This is a genomic window from Chelativorans composti, assembly GCF_039541695.1.
In the GTDB taxonomy this organism is placed as follows: domain Bacteria; phylum Pseudomonadota; class Alphaproteobacteria; order Rhizobiales; family Rhizobiaceae; genus Chelativorans; species Chelativorans composti.
In genome coordinates, this window is sequence record NZ_BAABGS010000068.1 from 17,275 (window position 1) to 41,657 (window position 24,383).

A 24,383-nucleotide genomic window follows, 5' to 3' on the forward strand; every position below is an offset into this window, starting at 1 on the left:
AGTGCCCGGCGTGACAGCCACGCATGTGGTGGAGTCCCTGGCGGATAGCCTATGTCGGCTATACCTTGCAGGAAAATGGCTGCGCCGCCCCGTCGCGCAGCCTTTCTGATTAGCTGTGAAAATGCCCCCACCAGCGCGACATCGGCGGTCCGGTCGCTGGGTCAATATTCCGCACAAGGGCCGGAACGGAGAACGGCGCTATCGCAGGACTGCCGCCTTGCAGGACAGGTTTACCGGTAACGGGGTGGACGAGGAAAAGCTATTGCTATTTTGATGCATCAGATTGCAATACTGATACATCAGTTCTAATGATTTCGGGTGTCACCGAGAGGCGATGCAAGCCATTTGTTGACAGCGGTTGGTCGAGGGGACTGCCGTTGTTCCGCGCAGGAGTCGTATTCATGCTTTCCCTATCTCGTCGAATCTTCCTTGCCAGCGCGACCGCCGCGGCAGCGGCATTCTCGCTGGGCGCGTCGGCCCAGGCCCAGGACAAGCCGCAGATCGAGTTCTTGTATTCGCCATTCGCCGACTACGCACCGTTCTTCCTTGCCAAGGAGCTCGGCTATTTTGACGAGTTCGGCCTCGACGTGACGCTTGCTCCGAAGAGCGGGACGGCCGAGACGATCCAGATGCTGGCCTCCGGCAATTCGATCGCGGGTGCCGCAACCTGGGGCGCGGGTCTGTTCAACTCCATCCGTCAGGGCGCGACCGTGACCATCGTCGCGACGCTTGCCCGCATGCCCGACACTGTTCCCTCGCCCTCTCCCTTCATGGTTTCCGAGAAGGCCTGGCAGGACGGTATCCGCAAGGTTGAGGATCTGAAGGGTAAGCGCGTCGGCATTCCTGGACCGGGCGGCTTCGGCCTCTATTCCGTCGCCAAGGCGCTGGAAAAGGGGGGCCTGACACTCGACGACATCGAGGCGATCTACCTGCCGCCGCCCGCCACGGCTGCTGCCTTCGCCAATGGCGGTCTCGATGCCGGCTGGAGCATCGAACCCTTCGCCCTGCAGCTTGAGAAGGAAGGTCTTGGCCGCCGTCTCGTCGAGGACCACACCTTCGGCACCGAGCTTGGCTTCCTCGCCTTCAACAACGAATACGCCAAGGAGAATGAGGACGTTGTCGTCCGCTTCCTCGCCGCGTTCCTGAAGGCGGCCCGCCTGCTCGACAACGGGGGCTGGGAAGACGAGAAGATCCTCGACATCGTTGCTGAATACACCGGAACGCCGAAGGACACGCTCAAAGGTATTTCCTACACGGTCCGCTCGGAGGACGGCTCGATCGACCTCGCCTCGGTGCGCGAGCAGGAGGACTTCTTCCGTTCTCAGGGAGCCCTGGAATACGAAGGCCAGATCGACATCGACAGCGTGTACCGCACGGACCTGCTCGAGAAGGCCAACACTCTGCTCGCGAAATAATGACCGTGCAGCCTGAACAGATCAGCCGGGACGGAAGCGTCCCGGTTTCCGCCCCCGCGATCGAGGTGACGAACCTCGTCAAGGCGTTCTACGACACCTCCGGGGATCGCATCACCCTTGCCGCGGCCGACGTGAACTTTACCGTTCGCCGCGGCGAATTCGTCTGCATCGTGGGTCCCAGCGGCTGCGGCAAAACCACGGTCCTGCGCATCATTGCCGGTCTCGAACAGGCAACCGATGGACAGGTGAAGATCGGCAGCGCCGCTTCGCCCGCCATGGTTTTCCAGGAAGCCTCGGTCCTCCCGTGGCTGACCGTCGCCCAGAACGTCGCCTTCCCGCTCAAGCTCAAGGGCGTTCCGGCGAACGAGCAGCGCGCCCGCGTTTCCGAGCTGCTGGCTCTCACGGGTCTCACCGATTTTGCGGACGCCCGCCCGCACCAGCTATCCGGCGGCATGAAGCAGCGCGTCTCCGTTGCCCGCGCACTTGTCGATAACCGCGACATCCTGCTCATGGACGAGCCCTTCGGTGCGCTTGACGAGCAAACCCGTCTCGTCCTCCAGCAGGAACTGCTGCGCATCTGGGAGCGGACCGGCAAGACTGTCATTTTCATCACCCACAGTGTGGATGAAGCGCTGACCCTGGCCGACCGCGTGCTCGTGATGTCGCCGCGCCCCGGCACCATCGTGGCCGACCTCGCGGTGCCGTTCGAGCGGCCACGCGATGTGGTCGAGCTGCGCCGCGACAAGCGATTCTGGGACCTGACGTATGAAGTCTGGCGTCTCCTGGCCGTCTCACCGGAGCACTGACGTGTCGAACCAATATTCCCTTTCACCAGCACAGATCGAGCGACTGAAAAGCGGTGCCCGCCGCGAGAAGCTGCACCGGATGATTTCCTACTTCAGTCCGCTGCTTCTGCTACTTCTCTGGGAGATTTCCTCGCAGTCCGGCCTGATCGACCGCCGCTTCTTCCCGCCGCCGAGCTCGATCGCCGGAACGGCATGGCAGATGACCGCCAGCCTCGAGATCTTCGACCATATCTGGGCGACGGTCCAGCGCGTGGCCATCGGCTATGTTCTGGGCGCAGCGCCCGGCATCCTGCTCGGCCTGATCCTGGGCCTCTCGACGCCCATCCGCCGCGTGCTCGGCCCGATCTTCGCTGCGCTCTATCCGGTGCCGAAGATCGCGATCCTGCCGCTCATCCTGCTCATTTTCGGCGTAGGCGATGCATCCAAGTACGTGATCATCGCCATCGGCGTGTTCTTCCTGATGTTCTACAATACATTGGGCGGCGTGATGCAGATCCCCCAGATCTACCTGGACGTGGCGCGCAATGCTGGGGCCTCGCGCTACCAGACCTTCCGACACATCGCCCTGCCCTCGGCGCTGCCCAACATCTTCACGGGCCTGAAACTTGCGGCCGGGTCGTCCTACATCATCATCGCAGCGGCCGAGTTCCTCGGCGCGCGCAGCGGTGTCGGCTTCATGATCTGGGCATCGTGGCAGACATTTGCCGTCTCGCGCATGTTCGTGGGCATCGTGGTGATTTCGGCGATGGGCTACTTCACAATCCTTCTGCTCGAAGCCCTCGAACGCAAGTTCGTGCCCTGGGCGAAGCATTGAGGCAGGATTAGGCACGCATGAGCAACCGCCAGCCCCATGCTCCCGTCGTGACGGCTTCGGAACGCATCTATGCGACGATCCGCCAGCGGATCATGCGCTGCGAGTTCGCCCCCGGCGCGAAGCTCGACGCCGCGGAGATCGCTCGCGAATACGAGGTCTCCAAGACGCCGGTGCGCGATGCGATGCAGCGTCTGGCAGCCGACGGCCTGGTGATCATCCTGCCACGAAGCGGATACAGGGTTGCGCCAATCACTTTCCAGGCGGTCCACGAGATCCTCGACATGCGTGCCGCCATAGGACCGCATGCCGCGCGGCAGGCGGCCCGCTATGCCACGCCGGAGGACGTTGCGGAGCTGCGCCGGATCGTGCGTGAATACGCGGAGCCTCTCGACATCGGCGCCATGCAGCAGGTGGCGCGCCGCTTCCATGTGGCGATTGCCCGCTGCAGCCGCAACGCGCGAATGGTGGCGCTCTCCGAAAGCCTCTTTGACGAACTCGAGCGGCTGCTGCGCTTCGCCATCGACTTCACGGTCAAGGCAGGCGAGCATTCCGACGAGCACACCGCCCTGGTGGACGCGATCGAGAAAGGCGACGGCGAACGCGCCGCGGCGATCGAGGCGGAGCACATCCGCCGGAGCCGGGAATTCGTCATCGAGCGGCTGATCACCTTGGGCTATCTCACACAGGGCGAAGTGGGGTTCAACGCTCCGGGACGGGGTGGAGACCAATGATCAGCGTTGCGAATGCCACTGCAAGGCTTTCCGCCGCCCTGGGCGACGGCGATGCGGCATACCTTGCCGCCTCCGCGCTTGTCGAGGCGGATGCCCTCGGCCTGCCGCGCTTCGGCATCGACATGCTCACCGAATGGAAGCCCGGCCTTGCTGCGCCGGAGGATGGCATCAACGGTCCTGTCGAATGGCGGGACTGCTCCGACAATTTTTCTCCGCTCGCCGTTGCTGCCGCGACGCTCGGCATCGAACGGGCGGCGCGGGAGTTCGGCCTTGCTGCCGTCTTCCTCAAGGGCGTGAAGGGCTTCGGCCGCCTTGCGCCCTTCGCCCGCCATCTGGCCGACCGGGGACTGCTCGCCATCGCGGGCGCCGAGGGACCGCCCTTCGTGGCCCCCTACGGCGGGAACCGCCCCGTCATCGGCACCAACCCGATCACGCTTGGCTTCGGCACCGGCGATGACCGCATTGTCATCGATATGGCCACCAGCACCGCCACCATGGCCGACATGAAGACGGCGCGCCTGACAGGCCAGCCGCTTGGCGAAGGCATCGCGATCAACTCGCAGGGCGAGCCCACGACCGTCGCCTCCGACGTTGCCGCTCTCCTGCCACGTGGCGGACAGATCGGCTCGCTTATGGGGCTCATGGTCGAGGTTCTGGCGGGCGTTGCAGCCAAGGGCCGGGGCGACCGAAACGGTCGCGGCGTCTTCCTCATCGCCGTCGATGCCGCGAGGATGAACGGGGTCGACCGGCTGCTCGCGGAACTGCGCCGCGACTGGATTAGCGCCGGCGGATACTGGCCGCGCGGTGGCGCCGTGTCGCCCGAAATGGAACTGGACGCGAACTTCGAGAACCGCCTCGAAGCGCACATCGCCCGCATCACCGCATCCAATCCGGGAGAAGGCAAATGACCCCGAAACTCACCATCGAACCGGCCGACGGCCTGGTCGATGAACCGCGCCGGATCACGGTCACCGGCCTTGCGCCCGACCAGCTGGTGGCCATCTCCGCGCGGACCATTCGCGGGGGCGGCGCAAGCTGGATGAGCCAGGCAACCTTCATGGCAGACGAGAATGGCACGGTCGACCTGACGCGCGATGCGCCCGTGGGCGGCGACTATGCGGAAGTGGCCCCGATGGGCCTGCTGTGGAGCCAGCTGCCCGATGACGGGAAAAGTGCGGAGCTTTTTCCGGATGACGTGATGGTGCCGCTGAAGACGGTGCTCACCGCCCGGACAGACCAGGACGAGACGGCGGAGGCTGAGCTTCTCCAGCGCTTTGCCGCTCCCGGCGTCACCCGCCGCGAGATCCGCGAGGAAGGGCTCGTGGGCACGCTCTTCACTCCAGCTGGCGAAGGGCCGCATCCGGTGGTGCTCGTTCTCTACGGATCGGGTGGCGGCATCAACGAGCCGCGCGCAGCCATGCTCGCCTCGCGCGGTTTCACGGCCTTTGCGCTCGCCTATTTCAAGGCGCCGGGACTATCGCCCTACATCACCGAAACGCCGCTCGAATATCTGGAGACCGGCCTGCACTGGGCACACCGCGAACTTGCGCCGAAGGACGGTTTTGTTGCCGTGAGCGGGCAGTCGCGCGGCGGGGAGCTTGCGCTTCTTCTGGGCGCCACCTATCCGGACCTCGTTTCGGCGGTGATCGCCTATGTTCCCGGCGCCATGGTGCACGGGGCGCAGGGTGCCGGCGATCCGGCGCGCGGTGGCTGGAAGGGGGTCGCCTGGACCAAGGACGGGGTGCCGCTCGAGCATCTTTGGAACAACAACAAGGCTGTTCACTGGCATCCCTGGGGCGGCGACGCACCGCCGAACCGGCACCACTCGGTTTTCTTCGAGGGGCTCAAGGACCGCGAGCTCGCTGCAAGGGCGCGCATCCCGGTGGAGAAGATCAGAGGACCCGTGCTGCTGATCTCGGGCCGGGATGACAGGGCCTGGCCGTCGAGCCTCTATTCGAAGATGGTGGTCTCCACATTGCGCCGGCACAATCATCCGCATGTCGTGCGTCACCTCGATTTCGATGACGCTGGCCATGCGATCAACCTTCCGATCGTTCCGTCCACGCAGATCACGCGCATCCATCCGGTGTCCAAGGTGCCCTATACCAATGGCGGGACGCCTTCGGGCAACGCCCGGGCCAACGAGGGCTCGTGGGCGGGGATGCTTGATTTCCTCAAAGAAGTGACGGGCGCCGCGCACAGCGGGCGCTGAGGGCCCGCCGAAAACAGGAATTCTATTCAAGGAGCTTGAACAATGCCGACAGTTGAACATCTGGCAGGCCAGTGGCGGGAGTGGCGGCACGCCCATGTGACGACCATGTTCCGGCCCTATGGCTGGACGTCGCTGGTCGCCCAGTACTGGCTGGAGCCGAATGACAGCGGCGTGACCTTTGAGCTGCTCCCGGGCACCTGGTCCGTGGAAGATGGCAAGGTCATGTACACGCCCCCGGCATCCGGCCCCAACCTTTCGGTGAACGGCGAATACCCGATTGGCCCCGTAGAGATCATCCCGGGCCGCAACCAGACCTATGGCCACGGCCGCAGCGTTCCGGTCTATTTCGGCGAATGCGAGGTCGAGACCATCGTGCGCACCACCAAGGACGGGCAGAAGCTCTACGGCGTGCGCGTGCGTGATCCGCGCAAGGCCACGCCGATCGCGGAAGCCGGCGTGACGGCCTATGACTACAATCCGGCCTGGCGCATCCCGGGCACCTATACGCCCGCGCCGATCACCGATTATGAGGCCGAGACGGTCGAGGCTGGCGTGCGCGAGTCCACGCCGCGCATCGGCACATTCACGTTCGAGCACAATGGCCGGAGCTATACGCTCGTGCTGATCGGCAAGGAAACTGCGGCGGGCACCATCCAGCCGGTGGCGCATTTCCGCGACCTCACCAATGGCAAGACCACCTACGCGGCTGGCCGCGTGGTGGAGCTCCACTTCACCGACGAGACCAACACGCGCATCGACTGGATCGACTTCAACTACGCGGTCGCGCTGCCCTGCGCCTTCACGAATTTCGTGACCTGTCCGATCGCCCCGCCGGAAAATCACCTCGACTTCGAGGTTCTGGCCGGCGAGAAAAAGCCGGAACGCCAGGTCGAGCGCACCATGACCTACCGGAAGGACGCCTCCGCCGCATAGCAGGGCCCATTTTCCAGCATCTATTCGTTCACGCTCGCGCAGCCCGGGTCACGCTCACACGTGGCCCGGGTTGATGGTGTTGGCTGCTCCCACGGGCCGCGCACCCTCCGGCCTCCCCAGAGCGCCGGCGATCTGGTATCCTTTCTTGAAAGGCGCGGACAGTCGGTCAGGCTGTCTGGCCGCATTCGGTTTCCGGCCCAAGCACAGGGGAGATTGCCATGGTACTGAAACCGTTATCCCTTCTTTCTGCTCTCAGTCTCGTCGTTCTTGCCGCGACCGGAGCGCCGGCCCACCACGGCTGGAGCTGGGCGGAAGGCGAGCAGACGGAACTGAAGGGGATCATCCGGGAAATCTCTTTTGCCCCGCCGCATCCCTCGCTCGTGGTCGACGCGGGGGGCGAAATCTGGCAGGTTGACCTCGCCAATCCCGGCCAGACCCAGCGCGCAGGCTTCGTGCCGGGTGCCGCCGAGGTCGGCGATGAGGTAACCGTTCTGGGAAACCGCTCGCGCGATCCGGCCGAAAAACTGATGAAGGCGGTGCGCATCACGATAAGCGGAAGGAATTTCGACCTCTACCCCGACCGCATCAGGGATTGAGGACGGCCCTCTGATCGTGTTCGAGTGGCTGACAGGAAGTATGGTCGCGCAGACGCTGACCGCGTCGCCGACGCTCTACATGCTGGTGAATGCCACGCACATCCTGTCGATCGGGCTGCTCACCGGTGCGATCATCCCGCTCGACCTTCGCCTGATGGGCTTCTTCCGGAACGTTCCGGTCCATGTCATCGGCCCGTTTCTCTCCCGCAGCGCCATGATCGGCGTGTTGCTTGCGATCGCCTCGGGCCTCACCCTGTTTACGGTCCGGGCAGACAAGTATGTCCAGAACCCGGCTTTCCTGGCGAAGATGGGGCTGCTCTGCCTCGGCATCGCAAATGCCCTGTTCTTTCAGACGATTGCGCCCTGGCGGCAGCATTACGACGCCGGCACCAAGCAGCTGCCAGCCCGGATCCTGGCTGGCATCTCCCTTGTCACCTGGATTTCGTCCGTCATCGCCGGCCGCTGGATCGGGTTCATCTAGACCCGCAAGCACAAGAACCTCCAAGCGGTCATTAGGAACCCACACAGAGGAAACGGGCGGGCTCCACCACCCTTTCCCGGTTCCGTCTCGCGGATAGCTCAGTCGATCCGGCCTTCCATGGCGCGGTCGAAGATCCCCAGTGCGGGTTCCTTGTTGAACTTGGTCGGATTGGCAGGCGTGTCAGAGAATGACGCGCCTGCCGTTGGAGGAAGCAATGGCATGGATGACACGCTCGAATTCCAGCGCCTCCCGGAACGACGGGTAGGCGTCAGTGCCGCCGGCAACGGCGCGCAGGAAACTCGCCGCCTCGATGGTCTTGAGGTCGTTGAAACCGATCTGGTGGCCTGCCGCCGGGACAAAATTGCCGTACGGCTCATGCTCGGGACCGGTCATGATCGTGGTGAACCCCTGGACCGACCTGTCACCGGCATTCTGGTAGATCCTGAGTTCGTTCATCCGCTCCTGGTCGAAGCAGATCATGCCCTGCGTGCCATGCACCTCGACGGCCATGTAGTTCTTTCGGCCCCAGGCCGAGCGAGAGGTCGAGAACAGGCCCTGCACGCCGCCGTCGAATTCGAGGATCGCCGAGGCGATGTCCTCGTTCTCCACGGGCCTGGGGGTGCCATCATCGGGCGATACGCGTGTGGCGTGCACGGTGCGAATGTCGCCGATCACGCTGCGGACCGGCCCCATCAGTTCGACCGCCATGCTGATCATGTGGCAGCCGAGATCGCCGAGCGCGCCAAGGCCCGCCTCGGCCCTGGTCGCTCTCCACGTCCACGGCAGGTCGGGGTCCGCCTGGTAGTCTTCATCGACAAAGCCGCGGAAGTGGATCACCCGGCCGATCGCGCCCTCCTCGATCAGCTTGCGGGCATGCCGGAAGGCCGGGTTGCGTATGTAGTTGTAGCCGACGATTGTCTTGCCCTTCGCGCCCGCGGCCACACGCGCCATCGTTTCCGCCTCGTCCAGCGTCAGCGCCATCGGCTTCTCGCAGTGGACATGCTTGCCCGACTCGAGCGCCGCAATCGCGATTTCGGCGTGCAGCTTGTTGGGCGTGGTGATACATACGATATCCACCGCCGGATCGTTGATGAGCGCCCGCCAGTCGCCGGTCGCGCGGGCAAAGCCGAACTGGTCCGCCATCGCCCTCGCCTTTTCGGCCGGCACCTCACACAAGAGTTCAAGACGCGGCGTGGGAACATCGCCGAACACCGCCTTTGCGGCACCGTAGGCAAGCGCATGGCACTTACCCATGAAACCCGTGCCTATGAGACCAATGCCGACGCTGTCCATGATCAGATTCCGATCTCGGAGAGCCTGACGGCGCGTCCCTCGGCGACCGACTTCAGCGCCGCTTCCGCCAGCAGCAGTGCCGCAAGCCCGTCGGCGCCGGACGGCGACGGCGTCTTCTTCTCCTTCACCGCCTCGATGAAGGCGCTGATTTCCGCCGCATAGGCGGCCGTGTAGCGGGTCATGAAGAAGTCGTGCAGCGGCGGACGCGTATATCCCTCGGCGGTGGCAATCTCGATCGCGACCGGGCGCTGGTTCTCAGCCGACACCGCGCCCTTCGAGCCGTGCACCTCGATGCGCTGGTCGTAACCATAGACCGCGCGGCGCGAATTGGAGATCGTGCAGTGCCTGCCGGAAGCGGTCGTCAGCGTCACCGAGGCGCTGTCGAAGTCGCCGAGGCGGCCAATCTCCGGATCTACAAGTACCGATGCGGTCGCGAACACCACGTCCGGCTCCTCGCCCAGCAGGAAGCGCGCCATGTCGAAGTCGTGGATCGTCATGTCACGGAAGATACCGCCCGACGAGGTGATGTAGTCCGCCGGAGGCGGACCGGGATCGCGCGAGACGATCTGCACCATCTCGACATTGCCTATCCTGCCGTCATCGATCGCCTTGCGCACGGCGCGGAAGTGCGGGTCGAAGCGGCGGTTGAAGCCGATCATCAGCGTCGCGCCTGTCTCCTCGACCGTCTTCAGGCACTGGCGCACGCGGGCGATCGAGAGGTCGACCGGCTTCTCGCAGAAGATCGCCTTGCCGGCGCGGGCGAAGCGCTCGATCAGGTCCGCGTGGGTGTCGGTGGGCGTGCAGATGACGACGGCGTCGATGTCGGACGCCTTCTCGATCTCATCGATCGTGCGCAGCTCACCGCCGAAACGGGCGCTGACGGCGTTTGCCGCATCTTTGACCGGATCGGCGACTGCAGCCAGCACCGCGTCCGGGTCCGCCGCGATGGCAGCGGCATGGACGCGACCGATGCGACCGGCGCCAAGAAGTGCAAATCTGATGGTCACGCTGTCCTCCCTCAGTTCCGCCGCCTGTGCACGGCCGGAAGCGGCGCGCTTGCGAAAACGGAATGAATATTCCAAAATCAGGGAAAATGGACCGTGTCAAGGGACCACCTATGCCTACCGAAGAAATCACTGCCCCCAGGAGCCTTGCGGAGTTTCAGGAAAGGCTGCGCCGCGTCAGCCGCAGCCTGCCGAAACGGCTCAAGCAGTGCGCGGAATATGTCGCAAGCAACCCGGACAAGATTGCATTCTCCACCGTCGCCGACATCGCAGCCGACGCGCAGGTGCCCGCTTCGGCGATGATGCGCTTCTGCCAGGAGATGGGCTTCTCCGGCTATTCGCAGATGCAGAAGCTGTACCGGGAAGAATATTCGCAGAAATGGCCGGACTACTCGACCCGGCTTTCGAGCCTGCGCAATGGCGGCGCGGAGTCGCCGTCCACCCTGCTCGCCGAGTTTTCGGAGGCTGGCCGGGCCTCGATCGAAAATCTCGCCCGCTCGATCGACCAGGACAAGCTGCGCAGGGCCGTCACGGTGCTCGCTGGCGCACGCACCATTCACATCGTCGGCCTGCGCCGCACATTCGCGGTGGCAAGCTACCTGGCTTATACCTTTGAAAAAATGCGCATTCCCGCCATACTGCATTCGGGGGTCGGCAATTTTACCCAGCATCACATGCTGGGCGATGGCGACGCGCTGATCGCCATCTCCTTTGCACCCTACACGGCCGACACGGTTGCTCTGGCCGAAACCGCGGCCGCGCGCGGGCTCGATCTCGTCGTCATCACGGACCTGCCCACAAGCCCCCTCGCCGCCCTCGATGCAGTGCATCTGCTCGTCTCCGAGATCGACGTCGGCAATTTTCGCGTGCTGGCGGCAACGATGACTCTGGCGATGACCCTTTCGGTCGCCGTAGGTGCAAGGCGGCGCGTTGTCTGAATCGTGATCCGAATTTGGAACATCCCTGTTGCTTTTGTGAGATAATAGAATATACATTCTGAATAAGGTTCTGCGAGAGGACACGCCGCGAGGCGATGCGCAGAACCACCTTCGGAGTACAGGGAGGAGCAAATGAAGAAGACCATTCTGACACTGGCGGCATCGCTCGCCATATTCGCTGGCGTCGCCGCGCCGGCAGCCGCGGACGGCGAGCGCTTCGTTCTCGTCAGCCACGCGCCAGACAGCGACAGCTGGTGGAACACCATCAAGAATGCGATCAACGTCGCAAGCCAGCAGATGAGCGTGACGGTGGAGTATCGCAATCCGCCTACCGGCGACCTTGCCGACATGGCGCGCATCATCGAGCAGGCCACGGCCTCCCGTCCCGACGGTATCATCTCGACCATTGCCGACTTCGACGTGCTCTCCGGTCCGCTGAGTAACGCGGTCGCGCAGGGCATTCCGGTGATCACCATCAACTCCGGCACCGAGGAGCAGTCGAAACAGATCGGCGCGCTCATGCACGTGGGCCAGCCGGAAAAGGCTGCGGGCTTCGGCGCGGGCGAGAAGGCGAAGGCTGCCGGCGTCACCAAGTTCCTCTGCGTCAACCACTACATCACCAACCCGGCGTCGGTTGAGCGCTGCCAGGGCTACGCCGATGCGCTCGGCGTCGAGCTCGGCAACCAGATGATCGACGCGGGTCAGGACCCGGCGGAAATCAAGTCGAAAGTGCTGGCCTACCTGCAAACCAATCCCGACACCAACGGCATCCTGACGCTCGGCCCGACCTCGGCGGAACCGACGATCGCCGCTCTCAATGAGTCCGGCAAGGCAGGCACCATTCATTTCGGCACGTTCGACCTGTCTCCCGACATCGCCAATGCCATCAAGAACGACGTCATCGCCTTTGCGATCGACCAGCAGCCCTTCCTGCAGGGCTACCTTCCCGTGGTCATCCTGACCAACTTCGCCCGCTATGGCGTGGTGCCGGGCAACTCGATCAATTCCGGCCCGGGCTTCGTGACCAAGGACAACATTGAACTCGTCGAGAAATACGCCGGCGAATACCGTTAACCGAACAGCAGGGGAGAGGCTGGCCCCAGGCCGCCTCTCCCCTCGAGATCCCGTAACCAACTGGGCAAGCGCGCGCCGCGAGGACGAGCGCACGCCAGGACTTCTGGAGGTCACGGATGACATACAGCCAGCTACAGCGCCAGCAGAACAGTACAGCCAGTGTCGTCGAGCTGGCCAAGGATGAGCGCCTCAAGGAGTTGCCGGCCTGGCGCAAGGCTCTGATCCGCCCCGAACTAGGCGCCATCTGCGGCACCATTCTCGTCTTCGCCTTCTTTCTGATCGTCGCCCGCGGCACCGGCATGTTCGCGCCGCAGGGTATCCTCAACTGGGGCGTGGTGTCGGCCCAGTTTGCCATCATCGCGGTCGGTGCGTGTCTGCTGATGATTGCGGGCGAGTTCGACCTCTCCGTCGGCTCAATGATCGGCTTCGCCGGTGTCGTCATCGCACTCATGTCGGTGACATGGGGCTATCCGGTTTGGCTCGCCATCATCGTCGCCTTTGCCATCGCGCTGGCGATCGGCGCGCTTAACGGCTACCTCGTCATCAAGACCGGGCTGCCTTCCTTCATTGTCACCCTTGCCTTCCTCTATGTGCTGCGGGGGCTGACCATATACGGCGCCATCGCCACCACCCGCCAGACGATCATCGGCGGCGTGGCGGAAGTCGCCCAGGGCGATCCGCTTGCCTGGCTGTTCGGCGGCAAGATCCTGGGCTTCCTCTTCGTCTGGCTTGCCGACATCGGCCTGATCGGTAAGTACGTTGCCGGTCCCAGGGCCGGCCAGCCGGTCGTCGACGGGATCCCGATGCTGATCATCTGGGCGCTGGCGCTGATCGCCTTTGCGCACATCCTTCTCACCCGCACCCGCTTCGGCAACTGGATCTACGCTTCCGGCGGCGACGCGCAGGCAGCACGCTATGTCGGCGTGCCGGTGAACAGGGTGAAGATCCTGATGTTCATGTTCTCCGCCTTCTGCGCCACCGTCTTCGCAACGTGCCAGGTGATGGAGTTCGGCTCGGCGGCCGCCGATCGCGGCCTGCTGAAGGAGTTCGAGGCGATCATCTCGGTGGTCATCGGCGGCGCACTGCTGACCGGCGGCTATGGTTCGGTGATCGGTGCAGCACTCGGCGCGCTGATCTTCGGCGTCGTCCAGCAGGGCCTGTTCTTCGCCGGTGTTGAAAGCTCGCTCTTCCGCGTCTTCCTCGGCGTCATCCTGCTGATGGCGGTCATTCTCAACACCTACATCCGGCGCATGATCACGGGAGAACGGTGACATGACCACGCCTCTGATCGAACTCATTGACATCGAGAAGCACTTCGGGCCGGTCATTGCACTGGCGGGCGTCTCCCTTTCCGTCCTGCCCGGCGAATGCCATTGCCTGCTCGGTGACAACGGCGCCGGCAAGTCCACCTTCATCAAGACCATGTCGGGCGTGCACAAGCCGACGCGCGGCAAGATCCTGGTCAACGGGCAGGAGGTCAATTTCTCAAGCCCGCGCGACGCGATGGCAGCGGGTATCGCCACGGTCTACCAGGACCTTGCAATGATCCCGCTGATGTCGGTTACGCGCAATTTCTGGATGGGACGCGAGCCCATCAAGAAGTTCGGCCCGTTCAAGTTCTTCGACTTTGACCACGCCAACGCCATCACCATGGAGGAGATGGCAAAGATGGGCATTCGGCTGCGCTCGCCCGATCAGGCAGTCGGCACGCTGTCCGGCGGCGAGCGCCAGACGGTGGCGATCGCCCGCGCCGTCTATTTCGGCGCAAAGGTGCTGATCCTTGACGAGCCCACCTCGGCACTCGGCGTGCGCCAGACCGCCAATGTGCTCACCACGATAGACAAGGTGCGCAAGAAGGGCATCGGCGTCGTCTTCATCACCCACAATGTCCGCCATGCCATGGCGGTCGGAGACCGCTTCACCGTGCTCAATCGCGGCCGTACGCTCGGCACCGCAAAGCGCGGCGAGATCAGGGCGGAGCAACTGCAGGACATGATGGCCGGTGGCCAGGAGCTCGCCGACCTTGAGGAATCACTGGGCGGTACTGTGTGATGAAGAAGCTCGACGTCATCACGATTGGCCGCTCGTCGGTCGACCTCTACGGCGCGCAGGTTGGTGGCCGGCTGGAAGACATGCGCTCCTTCAACAAGTATGTCGGCGGCTCGCCAACGAACATGGCCGTCGGCACTGCCCGCCTTGGCCTGAAATCTGCACTGATCACCCGTGTCGGCGACGAACACATGGGCCGCTTCATCCGCGAACAGCTCGCCGCGGAAGGAGTCGACACGCGCGGCATCATCACCGATCCCGAGCGGCTGACAGCCCTGGTGCTGCTTGGCATTCGCGACCGCAAGCAGTTCCCGCTGATCTTCTACCGCGAGAACTGCGCCGACATGGCGCTGTGCGAGGACGACATCGACCCGGCCTTCATCGCCGAGGCGCGGGCGGTGGTCGCCACCGGCACGCACCTGTCACATCCTCGCACGGAAGCAGCCGTCATCAAGGCGCTGCGGCTAGCCCGCGAAAGCGGCGCGCGCACGGCACTCGACATCGACTACCGGCCGAACCTGTGGGGTCTTTCCGGCCACGGTGACGGTGAGAACCGCTTCATCGCTTCCGAGAAAGTGACCGCCAAGCTGCAATCGACGCTGCATCTGTTCGACCTGATCGTCGGCACCGAGGAAGAGTTCCACATTGCCGGCGGCACGACCGACACCATCGCCGCGCTGCGCGAGGTGCGGAAGGTTACGCAAGCCGTGCTCGTCTGCAAGCGCGGACCGATGGGCGCGTCAGCTTTCACTGGCGAGATTCCCGACACGCTCGACGAGGGCATCTCTGGTCAGGGCTTTCCGATCGAGGTGTTCAATGTGCTGGGAGCCGGCGACGGTTTCATGTCCGGCCTTCTCAAGGGCTGGCTCGACGGCGAGGATTGGCCCACGGCGCTGAAATACGCCAATGCCTGCGGCGCGTTCGCGGTATCGCGCCACGGCTGCGCGCCCTCCTACCCCAGCTGGGACGAGCTGCAATACTTCCTCCGCCATGGCATCAGGAATCCAGCGCTGCGCCTGGACCGCGAACTCGAACAGCGGCACTGGTCGACAACGCGCAAGGGCAGCTGGCCCGTCATGCGCGTGTTCGCCTTCGATCACCGCAAGCAGTTCGAGGATCTGGCAGACGCGGCCGGTGCTCCGCGTGAGCGGATCGGCGACTTCAAGCAGCTCTGCCTCGATGCAGTGCTCAGGGTGGCGGGCGGAAAGCCCGGCTACGGCCTTCTCTGCGACGGAAGGCTGGGGACCGAAGCGCTTTACCGTGCGGCGGGACAGGGCCTGTGGATCGGACGGCCGGTCGAGCTGCCCGGCTCGCGCCCGCTGCAGTTGGAAATCGGCCCCGACCTCGGATCGGACCTTGCCGAATGGCCGGCCGAACACGTCGTCAAGGTGCTGTGCTTCTACCACCCGGACGACGACGCGGCGATGAAGAGCCAGCAGGAGGAAACGGTCGTGCGTCTTGCGGATGCCGCCCGGCGCAACAGCCTCGAATTCCTGCTGGAGATCATCCCGTCGAAGGTCGGCCCCGTCGATGACGACACCACCGCCCGCGTCATCCAACGCTTCTACGACATCGGCGTCTATCCGGACTGGTGGAAGCTCGAACCGATGACCTCGCAGCAGGCGTGGGCAAGGGCATGCGCGGCCATCGAGCGCAACGATCCGTACACGCGCGGTATCGTCGTTCTCGGGCTGGAAGCGGAAGTCGACGCGCTGGAGGCGTCGTTCCGGCAGGCGGCGCGTTTCCCGCTGGTGAAGGGCTTTGCCGTCGGGCGCTCGATTTTCGGCACGGTCGCACGCAAGTGGCTCGCAGGCGAAATCGACGATGCGGTGGCGGTGGAAGAAATGGCCGGAATTTACGCCGATCTTTGCGCGCGTTGGGATGCGGCATTGGCGGCGGCTGGAAGGGAGGCAGTATGACGACAATCAGGCTCACGGCGGCACAGGCGATGGTTCGTTACCTCGCCGCGCAGAAAAATGAGGACGGCGACCCGCTGATCCCAGGCTGCTGGGCGATCTTCGGACACGGTAACGTTGCCGGCCTCGGTGAGGCCCTGCAGCAGGCGGGCGATACCTTCCCCACCTGGCGCGGCCACAACGAGCAGGGCATGGCCCATGCGGCGATCGCCTTCGCCAAGGCGAAGAACCGCCAGCAGGCGATGGCGGTCACCACCTCGATCGGCCCCGGTGCGCTCAACATGGTGACGGCAGCGGCACTCGCGCACGTCAACCGCCTTCCCGTGCTGTTCATCCCGGGTGACGTTTTCGCCAACCGCGGGCCGGACCCGGTGCTACAGCAGGTCGAGGACTTTGACGACGGCATCGTCTCAGCCAACGACTGCTTCCGGCCGGTGAGCCGCTATTTCGACCGCATCTCGCGACCCGAACATCTGCTGACCGCCCTCCCACGCGCGATGCTCACCCTGACCGATCCTGCGCGCTGCGGCCCTGTCACACTCGCCTTCTGCCAGGACGTGCAGGCCGAGGCTTATGACTGGCCGGAAAAGTTCTTCGACGAAAAGGTCTGGCACCAGCGTCGTCCGCGCGCCGATGCCGTCGAGCTTGCCCGCGCCGCCGAGCTGATCCGGAACGCGAAAAAACCGCTCATCATCGCCGGCGGCGGCGTGCTCTATTCCGGCGCGACAGCCGCGCTGAAGTCCTTCGCCGAGAAACACCAGATACCCGTTTCAGAAACCCAGGCGGGCAAGTCGTCCCTGCCCTGGAACCATCCGCTCAACTTCGGCTCCATCGGCGTGACCGGCTCCTCCGCAGCCAACGCGGTCGCCGCCGAAGCCGATCTGGTGATCGGCATCGGCACGCGCTTCCAGGATTTCACGACCGGCTCGTGGGCGCTGTTCCAGAACCCGGACAGGAAGATCCTCGCGATCAACATCGAACCCTTCGATGCACTCAAGCACGGCGCAATCGGCGTGGTTGGCGACGCCCGCACGGTGCTGGAAGAGCTGGACCCGCTGCTGGGCGACCATGCCGCGCCCGCACCCGACGCGTCGCTGCGCGCATCGTGGCTCGCCGCAGTCGATGCGGCGACCGCCAATCCCGGCAACAACACCCTGCCGTCGGACGCGCACGTCATCGGCGCAGTACAGCGTTCGGTCGATGAGAATGCGATCCTCGTGTGCGCCTCCGGTGGACTGCCTGGAGAGCTGCACAAGCTCTGGAAGACCGCGCACCCGAACGGCTATCACCTCGAGTACGGCTTCTCGACCATGGGCTATGAGATCGCCGGGGGCCTCGGCGTCAGGATGGCCCATCCCGACCGTGAGGTGGTCGTGATGGTTGGCGACGGCTCCTACATGATGATGAATTCGGAGCTCGCCACCTCCGTCATGCTCGGTCACAAGCTGATCGTGGTGGTGCTCGACAACCGCGGCTTTGGCTGCATCAACCGGCTGCAGATCTCCACGGGGGGCGAGAGTTTCAACAACCTGCTCGACACCGCCCGCCATGTTGAGCCGAGCGCCATCGACTTCGTCGCGCACGCGGCGTCGATGGGTGCGATCGCCGAGAAGGCAGCGTCGATCTCCGGGCTGGAGGAAGCGCTCGCCCGGGCCCGCACATCACCGCGCACCCACGTCATCGTCATCGAGACCGACCCGATGAAGACCACCGAGGAAGGCGGCCACTGGTGGGATGTCGCGGTGCCGGAGGTCTCGGCACGCGAGCAGGTACGCGCGGCCCGCAAGAACTATGAAGCGGCGCTCGCCCGCCGCCAGGCAATCTGAACCGACAGCGAAGGCAGCCATGATCCTCTACGGCACCAACCCGATCGCCTGGTCCAACGACGATGACCAGACACTCGGCCAGCACATCTCCCTCGAAACCTGTCTGCGGCAGGCAGGCGAGATCGGCTTCGACGGCATCGAGAAGGGCCACAAGTTCCCGACCGACCCTGCCTCTCTCAGGGCCGCGCTCGAGCCGCATGGCCTGCGCTTCATCTCGGGCTGGTACTCGCTCAGTCTGCTGACCCGGTCGGTTGAGGAAGAAAAGCGAGCAATCCAGCCGCATCTCGACCTCCTCAAAGCGATGGGATCGCCCGTCTGCATCGTCTGCGAATGCTCCAACGCCATCCATGGCAACGACGCGGTTCCCGTCAACAACAGGCCGCAGCTGACCGAGGAACAGTGGCCGCAATTCGCGGCAGCGCTCGAGGAGATCGCGCAATATTGCGACGATCAGGGCATCAGGCTCGTCTACCACCATCACATGGGCACGATCATCGAGGCCGAGCACGAAATCGACCGGCTGATGGAACTGACCGGCCCGGCTACGCGGCTGCTGCTCGACACCGGCCATGCCTATTTCGGCGGCGGTGATCCGGAGGCGATTGCAAGACGCCACATGGCCCGCGTTTCGCACATCCATGCCAAGAACGTACGCCCGGACGTGATGCGGCAGGTGCGCAGCGAGGGGCTGAGCTTCCTTGAGGGCGTTCGCAGCGGCGTCTTCACAGTGCCGGGGGATCAGGAAGGTGCAGTGAAGTTCGAGCCGGTGCTAAGGATTGCCGCCGAGCACGGATATTCCGGCTGGCTGGTGATCGAGGCCGAGCAGGACCCGGACGTGCGCGATCCGGTCAGGTACCAGTCGATGGGCCTCAACGCGCTGAAGCAGATGGCGCGCGAGGTCGGCCTGGACCGCAGCTGAGGAAAGGCGACCATGCGGATCCTTGAGACCGAGCACCCGTTCTTCCGCCCGCTCTGGGTGCGAGCGGCGATCGTGCTTGTCGCCTTCGCATGGGCTGCGTTCGAATTCTCCTACGGCGAGGTCGTATGGGCGCTCGTCTTTGGTGCAATCGGTTCGTACTGTTGCTGGGTGCTGCTCATCAGCTACAGAAAACCTGAAGGGAAGGACGGACAGAATGGCTGAACTGCTGGTCAAGCCGCGCGGCACACATGGCAAAGTTCACGACATCACGCCCGAGAGCGCGGGCTGGAGCTATGTCGGCTTCGGACTTTACCGCCTGCATCCCGGCGAAACCGCTGCGGAAGCGACCGGTAACCGCGAAGTCATCCTCGTCCTCGTCGAGGGCAAGGCGCGCATCTCGGCTGCCGGCCAGAACTTCGGCCTGCTCGGCGAGCGCATGAGCGTGTTCGAGCGGTTGAAACCGCATTGCGTCTACGTGCCGAATGGCACGCAGTGGCAGGCGGTCGCCGAGACCGAATGCACGCTCGCCGTCTGCTCTGCGCCCGGCAAGGGCAACCATCCGGCCACCGTCATTACCGACATCGGGTTTGAGGAACGCGGCGAGGGCGCGAACACCCGCTACATCCACCCGATCGCGATGGAGGACAAGGACGTCGCCGACAGCCTGCTCGTCACGGAAGTGTTCACGCCCGCAGGCAACTGGTCGTCTTACCCGCCGCACCGGCACGACGAGGACGATTTTCCAAATATGACGTACCTGGAGGAGACCTACTACCACCGCCTCAACCCGCCACAGGGTTTCGGCTTCCAGCGGGTCTTCACCGAAGACGGCTCGCTCGACGAGACGATGGCGGTATCGGACGGCGACGTGGTTCTGGTGCCGAAGGGCCACCATCCCTGCGGCGCGCCCTATGGCTACGAGATGTACTACCTGAACGTGATGGCCGGTCCGCTGCGCAAGTGGCGCTTCAAGAACCATCCTGACCACGACTGGATTGTCCGCGGCGTCTGACCCTGCCCGCTTTTTCGTCGGCTGCCGGCGCCCCCTGGCTTTGCCAGAAAGAGGCGGGCCCGCCGGAAAGTTTTATCTTCCCGGTAGGAATATTTGGCGACTGGCTGCAACCTCATCGCCGATGAAATCCGCCACGGCCGTCACCCGTCGCAATGAATGATAGTCTTCATGCATGACAAGCCAGTAGCTGCGCCGCACGAGCAGTTCGGGCAGCACCTGAACAAGCCCGTCGGTCTGCCGGGCAATGAAGTCGTGCAGGATTCCGATGCCTGCCCCGCCGCGAACCGCCTCGACCTGTCCCATCGCGGTGGAAATGGCTATGTCGGTCTCCCAGTCCTTCCAGATCTCATGCGAGTAATTCAGCGACTGGGAAAAGATGAGATCCTCGACATAGCCGATCAGCGTGTGCGACCGCAGATCGCCGGCGGACTGCGGAACGCCATGATGTGAAACATAGGATTTCGACGCATAGAGGCCGAGGCTGTAGTCCACGAGCTTGCGCGCGATCAGCCGTCCTTCCGTGGGACGGGCCGTCGTGACGGCGATATCCGCCTCCCTCTTCGACAGCGAAAAGCTGCGCGGGACGGGCACAAGCTGGATTTTCAGCCGCGGATACATCTGGCGGAACCTGCCTAGGCGGGGTGCAAGGAACGCAACGCCAAATCCGTCTGGTGCACCGACGCGAACCGTTCCCGTCGGAACTTCATCAACGCCACCCAACTCGGACCGAATGGCCTCGATGGAACTTTCCACGCTTTCCAGCCGGCGCAACAAGGCGTCACCCTCGCTGGTGAGATCGCAACCCGTCGTCCGCCTGACGAAAAGTTTCGTTCCCAGAGACTCCTCGAGGACGGTTACCCTTCGCGCCACGGTGGCATGATTGACCCGCAGCAGTCGCGCCGCCGCCAGAAACTGGCCCGTTCGCGCAACGGCGAGGAAATACCTGAAATCGTCCCAGTCCATCTTATGATTTTTTCTGCACAACCGATGACAATTTTATGCGCTTGCTTGTGAGATTTTTAAAGTAAAAACTTTCGCAGATTACGCCTCTCGCCGTCCCTTCGGTCGGCGGGCGGATCACAGTCAATCGATGGTCGCGAAGCTGCTCAGCAGAACGCTTTCGCGACCCGAACGCGGCGAGGAGACAGCGGTGAAGACGATTGGACACTTCATCAACGGCAAGCATGTGGAAGGAACTTCGGGGCGTTTCGCGCCCGTATTCAATCCTGCCACCGGGCAGCAGACTGCAGCCGTGGCCCTTGCCGATGCGAGCGAACTGGAGGCTGCGGTTGCCGCCGCGGCAGCCGCGCAGCCGGCCTGGGCTGCAACCAATCCCCAGCGGCGCGCGCGCGTGTTTTTCCGCTTTGTGGACCTGATCAACAAGCACATGGATGAGCTGGCCGAGATGCTCTCGGCCGAACATGGCAAGACGATCGAAGACTCCAAGGGTGACATCATCCGGGGCATGGAGGTCGCGGAGTTTGTCTGCGGCGTGCCTCACCTGCAAAAGGGTGAGTTTACGGAAGGCGCAGGCCCCGGAATTGACATGTACTCGATGCGCCAGCCGCTGGGCATCGGTGCGGGCATCACGCCCTTCAACTTTCCGGCGATGATCCCGATCTGGATGCTGGCGCCCGCCATCGCCACCGGTAACGCCTTCATCCTGAAGCCCTCGGAGCGCGACCCCTCGGTTCCGATGCGGCTTGCCGAGCTTCTGGCGGAAGCAGGACTGCCTGCCGGCGTCTTCAACGTGGTGAACGGCGACAAGACTGCGGTGGACGCCATTCTCGCTCACAACCGCATCGACGGCGTGAGCTTCGTCGGCTCGACGCCGATCGCCCGGTATGTCTATGCGACCGCCGCGGCCCACGGAAAGCGCGTCCAGGCTTTCGGCGGCGCGAAGAACCACATGATCATCATGCCCGATGCCGATATCGAGCAGGCCGCCAATGCGCTGGTCGGCGCTGGCTATGGCTCGGCAGGCGAGCGGTGCATGGCAATCTCGGTCGCTGTTCCGGTCGGGGAGGAAACGGCTTCGCGTCTGCTCGACGCCCTTGTCCCCAAGATTGAGAATCTGAAGATCGGACCGTATACCGATCCGGGCGCGGAGATGGGCCCGGTTGTCACCAGGGCAGCGCAGGAGAGAATTCTTTCGCTGATCGACAGCGGCGAAAGACAGGGCGCACGTCTCGTGGTCGATGGCCGGACGTTCCGCCTCCAGGGCTATGAAGACGGCTTCTTCGTCGGCGCGACGCTGTTCGACCACGTTACGCCCGAGATGGACATCTACCGTGAGGAGATCTTCGGGCCAGTCCTGTCGGTCGTGCGCGCGAATTCCTATCAGGAAGCGCTGGAGCTGCCCCTCAGGCACGAATACGGCAACGGGGTTGCGATCTTCACACGCGACGGTGACACCGCGCGCGACTTCGCGTCGAGGATCAACATCGGCATGGTCGGGATCAACGTGCCCATCCCGACACCGCTGGCTTACTACTCTTTCGGAGGATGGAAGGCCTCGGCCTTCGGCGATCTCAATCAGCACGGCACGGATTCCATCCGGTTCTGGACCCGCACCAAGACGGTCACTTCCCGCTGGCCGTCAGGCATCAAGGAAGGCGCCAGTTTCTCCATGCCAACGATGTAACAACCGGTGCGCCGAGGGTGCGATCATGCCTGCCCACACAGAGAGGGCAGGCACAGCCGTCTAGCGAGAATTCCGCGTTTGATTAAACGGGTTCCTGGAAACCCTCCAGCACGATCTTGCCGCGGGCCTTGCCGGTCTCGATGAGCGCATGAGCCCGTCTGAGGTTCTCGGCGTTGATGGGCCGAATGACCTCGGCCACTGTCGTCCGGATCCGGCCCTCGTCCACCAGTCTTGCCACCTCATTAAGCAGCTTTCCCTGCTCCGCCATGTCGGCGGTCTCGAAGATCGGCCGGGTGAACATCAGCTCCCAGTGGACCGAGACGGATTTCTGCTTGAAGCCCAGTACGTCGAGCGTGGCGGGATCATCGATGAGTCCGAAACGGCCCTGCGGTGCGATCAGCTTCTGAATTGCGGCGATGTGATGCTCACTGTTGTTGGTCGAAAAGACAAAACCCGGAGCGCCGATGTCCAGCGCCGCGATCTGTTCGGTCATGTCACCATTGTGGTCGATCACATGGTGCGCCCCGAGCCCGCGGACCCATTCCTGCGTTTCCGGCCGCGATGCCGTGGCGATCACGGTCAGGTCCGTGAGGGCGCGAACAAGCTGGATCGCGATCGACCCGACACCGCCTGCCCCGCCGATGATCAGCACCGCGTTGGCCGAGCCCGGAACGGGACGCCGGATGTCCAGCCGGTCAAACAGCATCTCCCAGGCGGTGATCGCCGTCAGGGGGAGTGCCGCCGCCTCGGCATTGGACAGTGATCTGGGCTTGTGGCCAACGATGCGCGCATCGACCAGATGGAACTGGCTGTTGGTGCCAGGCCGGGCGATCGAACCGGCATAGTAGACCTCATCGCCGATCGAGAAGCCCTGGGCCAGTGGCCCAGTCTCGACGACGCGCCCCACGGCATCCCATCCCAGAACCTTCCATTCGTCCTCCGTGGGCCCCACCCGTTGGCGGACCTTCGTGTCGACGGGATTGACCGATATGGCGGCGACCTCCACCAGCAGGTCGTGTCCGGCAGCGATGGGACGGGGCAGCTCGATATCCTCCAGCGAAGTTTCACGGTCGATCGGTCCGGGAACCCTGTAACCGACTGCTTTCATGATCTTTCTCCTCATCAGGTTGAGATGAGGCAAAGATGAGTTACATAAAGCTTCAATCAATACGCACAACAAATACACATAGTATCAGGAAGGATACTGGCATGGCCAAGGTTCGCCATTCCCGTTTCGACTGCACGCCTGGCTGTTCTGTCGAAGCTTCCATTGGCCTGATCGATGGCAAGTGGAAGTCGATCATCATGTGGCATCTCTTGTCCGGCACGTTGCGGTTCAACGAGATCCGGCGTCATGTCGCGGGCTGCACGCCCCGGATGCTGACCCGCCAGTTGCGCGAACTGGAGGAGGATGGGCTGATTATCCGCACGGTTTATGCGGAGGTTCCGCCCCGGGTGGAATATTCGCTGTCGGACCTCGGGCGCTCGATGGAGCCCATCCTGCAGGCCCTCAAGGACTGGGGCGACGCCCACATCGGGCTCTATGGCAAGCCAAGAGGGCATGATCCGAGGGACAACAACCAACGAAGCGCGCATTCTTCCACACCTGCATGATGGTGATCGGCCCCCACGGACGGGTCCAATTTGATTGTTAGTGCAATGATGGTCGTGGCGCCAGCGCGGGCGGCATCGCTGGTTGGGGTTGCAGGGCCGCCCGCGC

At 63.8% G+C, this 24,383-nt stretch carries 24 protein-coding genes; 20 read left to right on the forward strand and 4 right to left on the reverse strand.

Annotation, left to right across the window (positions count from 1 at the left end; genetic code table 11):
* Nucleotides 1–401: 401 nt before the first annotated feature.
* From ABD906_RS12050 to ABD906_RS12090, 9 genes are all read left to right on the forward strand, one after another.
* Nucleotides 402–1,415, forward strand: a complete 1,014-nt coding sequence (locus ABD906_RS12050) for an ABC transporter substrate-binding protein (protein ID WP_345099651.1) — start codon at nt 402–404, stop codon at nt 1,413–1,415.
* Nucleotides 1,415–2,221, forward strand: coding sequence for an ABC transporter ATP-binding protein (locus ABD906_RS12055; protein ID WP_345099652.1), 807 nt, complete (start codon nt 1,415–1,417; stop codon nt 2,219–2,221). Before ABD906_RS12050 ends, ABD906_RS12055 begins: the two co-directional genes overlap by 1 nt.
* A 1-nt stretch (nt 2,222) precedes the next feature.
* A complete protein-coding gene (locus ABD906_RS12060) occupies nt 2,223–3,035 on the forward strand; it encodes an ABC transporter permease (RefSeq protein ID WP_345099653.1) in 813 nt (270 codons plus the stop codon).
* Nucleotides 3,036–3,052: 17 nt separating this feature from the next.
* Nucleotides 3,053–3,766 (forward strand): GntR family transcriptional regulator, encoded by a 714-nt coding sequence (locus tag ABD906_RS12065; RefSeq protein ID WP_345099654.1) that lies wholly within the window; start codon nt 3,053–3,055, stop codon nt 3,764–3,766.
* Complete coding sequence (locus ABD906_RS12070) at nt 3,763–4,674, forward strand: Ldh family oxidoreductase (RefSeq protein WP_345099655.1); 912 nt, start codon at nt 3,763–3,765, stop codon at nt 4,672–4,674. The genes ABD906_RS12065 and ABD906_RS12070 overlap by 4 nt, the downstream gene beginning before the upstream one ends.
* A complete protein-coding gene (locus ABD906_RS12075; protein ID WP_345099656.1) occupies nt 4,671–5,978 on the forward strand; it encodes an acyl-CoA thioesterase/BAAT N-terminal domain-containing protein in 1,308 nt (435 codons plus the stop codon). The genes ABD906_RS12070 and ABD906_RS12075 overlap by 4 nt, the downstream gene beginning before the upstream one ends.
* A gap of 42 nt (nt 5,979–6,020) precedes the next feature.
* Entirely contained in the window at nt 6,021–6,911 is an 891-nt protein-coding gene (locus ABD906_RS12080) for a DUF1684 domain-containing protein (RefSeq protein ID WP_345099657.1), read from the forward strand.
* A 218-nt stretch (nt 6,912–7,129) separates the two neighbouring features.
* A complete protein-coding gene (locus ABD906_RS12085; protein ID WP_345099658.1) occupies nt 7,130–7,507 on the forward strand; it encodes a DUF6152 family protein in 378 nt (125 codons plus the stop codon).
* A 40-nt stretch (nt 7,508–7,547) separates the two neighbouring features.
* Entirely contained in the window at nt 7,548–7,988 is a 441-nt protein-coding gene (locus ABD906_RS12090; protein ID WP_378188474.1) for a DUF6644 family protein, read from the forward strand.
* Between the two features lie 180 nt (nt 7,989–8,168).
* Here ABD906_RS12090 and ABD906_RS12095 read toward each other — a convergent pair whose 3' ends face one another.
* The gene (locus ABD906_RS12095) at nt 8,169–9,281 is read right to left on the reverse strand and encodes a Gfo/Idh/MocA family protein (protein WP_345099660.1); all 1,113 of its coding nucleotides are present in this window, start codon (nt 9,279–9,281) and stop codon (nt 8,169–8,171) included.
* Between the two features lie 2 nt (nt 9,282–9,283).
* Nucleotides 9,284–10,288: an inositol 2-dehydrogenase gene (gene iolG / locus ABD906_RS12100; protein ID WP_345099661.1), complete on the reverse strand. Its 1,005-nt coding sequence runs from the start codon at nt 10,286–10,288 to the stop codon at nt 9,284–9,286.
* A gap of 110 nt (nt 10,289–10,398) precedes the next feature.
* Here iolG and ABD906_RS12105 point away from each other — a divergent pair, with 110 nt between their 5' ends.
* From ABD906_RS12105 to iolB, 9 genes are all read left to right on the forward strand, one after another.
* Nucleotides 10,399–11,223: a MurR/RpiR family transcriptional regulator gene (locus ABD906_RS12105; protein WP_345099662.1), complete on the forward strand. Its 825-nt coding sequence runs from the start codon at nt 10,399–10,401 to the stop codon at nt 11,221–11,223.
* Between the two features lie 132 nt (nt 11,224–11,355).
* Nucleotides 11,356–12,297 (forward strand): sugar ABC transporter substrate-binding protein, encoded by a 942-nt coding sequence (locus tag ABD906_RS12110; protein ID WP_345099663.1) that lies wholly within the window; start codon nt 11,356–11,358, stop codon nt 12,295–12,297.
* A gap of 116 nt (nt 12,298–12,413) precedes the next feature.
* Nucleotides 12,414–13,568, forward strand: a complete 1,155-nt coding sequence (locus ABD906_RS12115; RefSeq protein WP_345099664.1) for an ABC transporter permease — start codon at nt 12,414–12,416, stop codon at nt 13,566–13,568.
* A gap of 1 nt (nt 13,569) precedes the next feature.
* The gene (locus ABD906_RS12120; protein WP_345099665.1) at nt 13,570–14,349 is read left to right on the forward strand and encodes an ATP-binding cassette domain-containing protein; all 780 of its coding nucleotides are present in this window, start codon (nt 13,570–13,572) and stop codon (nt 14,347–14,349) included.
* Complete coding sequence (locus ABD906_RS12125) at nt 14,346–16,265, forward strand: bifunctional 5-dehydro-2-deoxygluconokinase/5-dehydro-2-deoxyphosphogluconate aldolase (protein ID WP_345099666.1); 1,920 nt, start codon at nt 14,346–14,348, stop codon at nt 16,263–16,265. The genes ABD906_RS12120 and ABD906_RS12125 overlap by 4 nt, the downstream gene beginning before the upstream one ends.
* On the forward strand, nt 16,262–18,088 hold the full coding sequence (gene iolD / locus ABD906_RS12130; RefSeq protein ID WP_345099667.1) for a 3D-(3,5/4)-trihydroxycyclohexane-1,2-dione acylhydrolase (decyclizing): 1,827 nt from the start codon (nt 16,262–16,264) through the stop codon (nt 18,086–18,088). The genes ABD906_RS12125 and iolD overlap by 4 nt, the downstream gene beginning before the upstream one ends.
* 19 nt (nt 18,089–18,107) lie before the next feature.
* The gene (iolE, locus tag ABD906_RS12135) at nt 18,108–19,007 is read left to right on the forward strand and encodes a myo-inosose-2 dehydratase (RefSeq protein WP_345099668.1); all 900 of its coding nucleotides are present in this window, start codon (nt 18,108–18,110) and stop codon (nt 19,005–19,007) included.
* A 12-nt stretch (nt 19,008–19,019) separates the two neighbouring features.
* Nucleotides 19,020–19,229, forward strand: coding sequence for a hypothetical protein (locus tag ABD906_RS12140; RefSeq protein ID WP_345099669.1), 210 nt, complete (start codon nt 19,020–19,022; stop codon nt 19,227–19,229).
* Nucleotides 19,222–20,019, forward strand: a complete 798-nt coding sequence (gene iolB / locus ABD906_RS12145; RefSeq protein WP_345099670.1) for a 5-deoxy-glucuronate isomerase — start codon at nt 19,222–19,224, stop codon at nt 20,017–20,019. Before ABD906_RS12140 ends, iolB begins: the two co-directional genes overlap by 8 nt.
* Nucleotides 20,020–20,091: 72 nt before the next feature.
* On the opposite strand, the gene ABD906_RS12150 is transcribed toward iolB, so the two are convergent.
* On the reverse strand, nt 20,092–20,982 hold the full coding sequence (locus ABD906_RS12150; RefSeq protein ID WP_345099671.1) for a LysR family transcriptional regulator: 891 nt from the start codon (nt 20,980–20,982) through the stop codon (nt 20,092–20,094).
* Between the two features lie 187 nt (nt 20,983–21,169).
* Here ABD906_RS12150 and ABD906_RS12155 point away from each other — a divergent pair, with 187 nt between their 5' ends.
* Nucleotides 21,170–22,663, forward strand: coding sequence for a CoA-acylating methylmalonate-semialdehyde dehydrogenase (locus tag ABD906_RS12155; RefSeq protein ID WP_345099672.1), 1,494 nt, complete (start codon nt 21,170–21,172; stop codon nt 22,661–22,663).
* An 82-nt stretch (nt 22,664–22,745) separates the two neighbouring features.
* Here the strand turns inward: ABD906_RS12155 and ABD906_RS12160 are convergent, their stop codons facing one another.
* Nucleotides 22,746–23,771, reverse strand: a complete 1,026-nt coding sequence (locus ABD906_RS12160; protein WP_345099673.1) for a zinc-binding alcohol dehydrogenase family protein — start codon at nt 23,769–23,771, stop codon at nt 22,746–22,748.
* Between the two features lie 101 nt (nt 23,772–23,872).
* Here ABD906_RS12160 and ABD906_RS12165 point away from each other — a divergent pair, with 101 nt between their 5' ends.
* Complete coding sequence (locus ABD906_RS12165; protein WP_345099674.1) at nt 23,873–24,277, forward strand: winged helix-turn-helix transcriptional regulator; 405 nt, start codon at nt 23,873–23,875, stop codon at nt 24,275–24,277.
* The last annotated feature ends 106 nt before the right edge of the window (nt 24,278–24,383 follow it).

Bases quoted from the DNA above. Each gene is read 5' to 3' on its own strand.
- ABD906_RS12085 (WP_345099658.1), top strand. From the start codon at position 7,130: ATGGTACTGAAACCGTTATCCCTTCTTTCTGCTCTCAGTCTCGTCGTT.
- ABD906_RS12090 (WP_378188474.1), top strand. From the start codon at position 7,548: ATGGTCGCGCAGACGCTGACCGCGTCGCCGACGCTCTACATGCTGGTG.
- ABD906_RS12075 (WP_345099656.1), top strand. From the start codon at position 4,671: ATGACCCCGAAACTCACCATCGAACCGGCCGACGGCCTGGTCGATGAA.
- ABD906_RS12150 (WP_345099671.1), bottom strand. From the start codon at position 20,982: ATGGACTGGGACGATTTCAGGTATTTCCTCGCCGTTGCGCGAACGGGC.
- ABD906_RS12115 (WP_345099664.1), top strand. From the start codon at position 12,414: ATGACATACAGCCAGCTACAGCGCCAGCAGAACAGTACAGCCAGTGTC.
- ABD906_RS12080 (WP_345099657.1), top strand. From the start codon at position 6,021: ATGCCGACAGTTGAACATCTGGCAGGCCAGTGGCGGGAGTGGCGGCAC.
- ABD906_RS12110 (WP_345099663.1), top strand. From the start codon at position 11,356: ATGAAGAAGACCATTCTGACACTGGCGGCATCGCTCGCCATATTCGCT.
- ABD906_RS12160 (WP_345099673.1), bottom strand. From the start codon at position 23,771: ATGAAAGCAGTCGGTTACAGGGTTCCCGGACCGATCGACCGTGAAACT.
- iolB (WP_345099670.1), top strand. From the start codon at position 19,222: ATGGCTGAACTGCTGGTCAAGCCGCGCGGCACACATGGCAAAGTTCAC.
- iolD (WP_345099667.1), top strand. From the start codon at position 16,262: ATGACGACAATCAGGCTCACGGCGGCACAGGCGATGGTTCGTTACCTC.
- ABD906_RS12065 (WP_345099654.1), top strand. From the start codon at position 3,053: ATGAGCAACCGCCAGCCCCATGCTCCCGTCGTGACGGCTTCGGAACGC.
- iolE (WP_345099668.1), top strand. From the start codon at position 18,108: ATGATCCTCTACGGCACCAACCCGATCGCCTGGTCCAACGACGATGAC.
- ABD906_RS12165 (WP_345099674.1), top strand. From the start codon at position 23,873: ATGGCCAAGGTTCGCCATTCCCGTTTCGACTGCACGCCTGGCTGTTCT.
- ABD906_RS12095 (WP_345099660.1), bottom strand. From the start codon at position 9,281: ATGGACAGCGTCGGCATTGGTCTCATAGGCACGGGTTTCATGGGTAAG.
- ABD906_RS12055 (WP_345099652.1), top strand. From the start codon at position 1,415: ATGACCGTGCAGCCTGAACAGATCAGCCGGGACGGAAGCGTCCCGGTT.
- ABD906_RS12105 (WP_345099662.1), top strand. From the start codon at position 10,399: ATGCCTACCGAAGAAATCACTGCCCCCAGGAGCCTTGCGGAGTTTCAG.
- ABD906_RS12070 (WP_345099655.1), top strand. From the start codon at position 3,763: ATGATCAGCGTTGCGAATGCCACTGCAAGGCTTTCCGCCGCCCTGGGC.
- ABD906_RS12050 (WP_345099651.1), top strand. From the start codon at position 402: ATGCTTTCCCTATCTCGTCGAATCTTCCTTGCCAGCGCGACCGCCGCG.
- ABD906_RS12120 (WP_345099665.1), top strand. From the start codon at position 13,570: ATGACCACGCCTCTGATCGAACTCATTGACATCGAGAAGCACTTCGGG.
- ABD906_RS12140 (WP_345099669.1), top strand. From the start codon at position 19,020: ATGCGGATCCTTGAGACCGAGCACCCGTTCTTCCGCCCGCTCTGGGTG.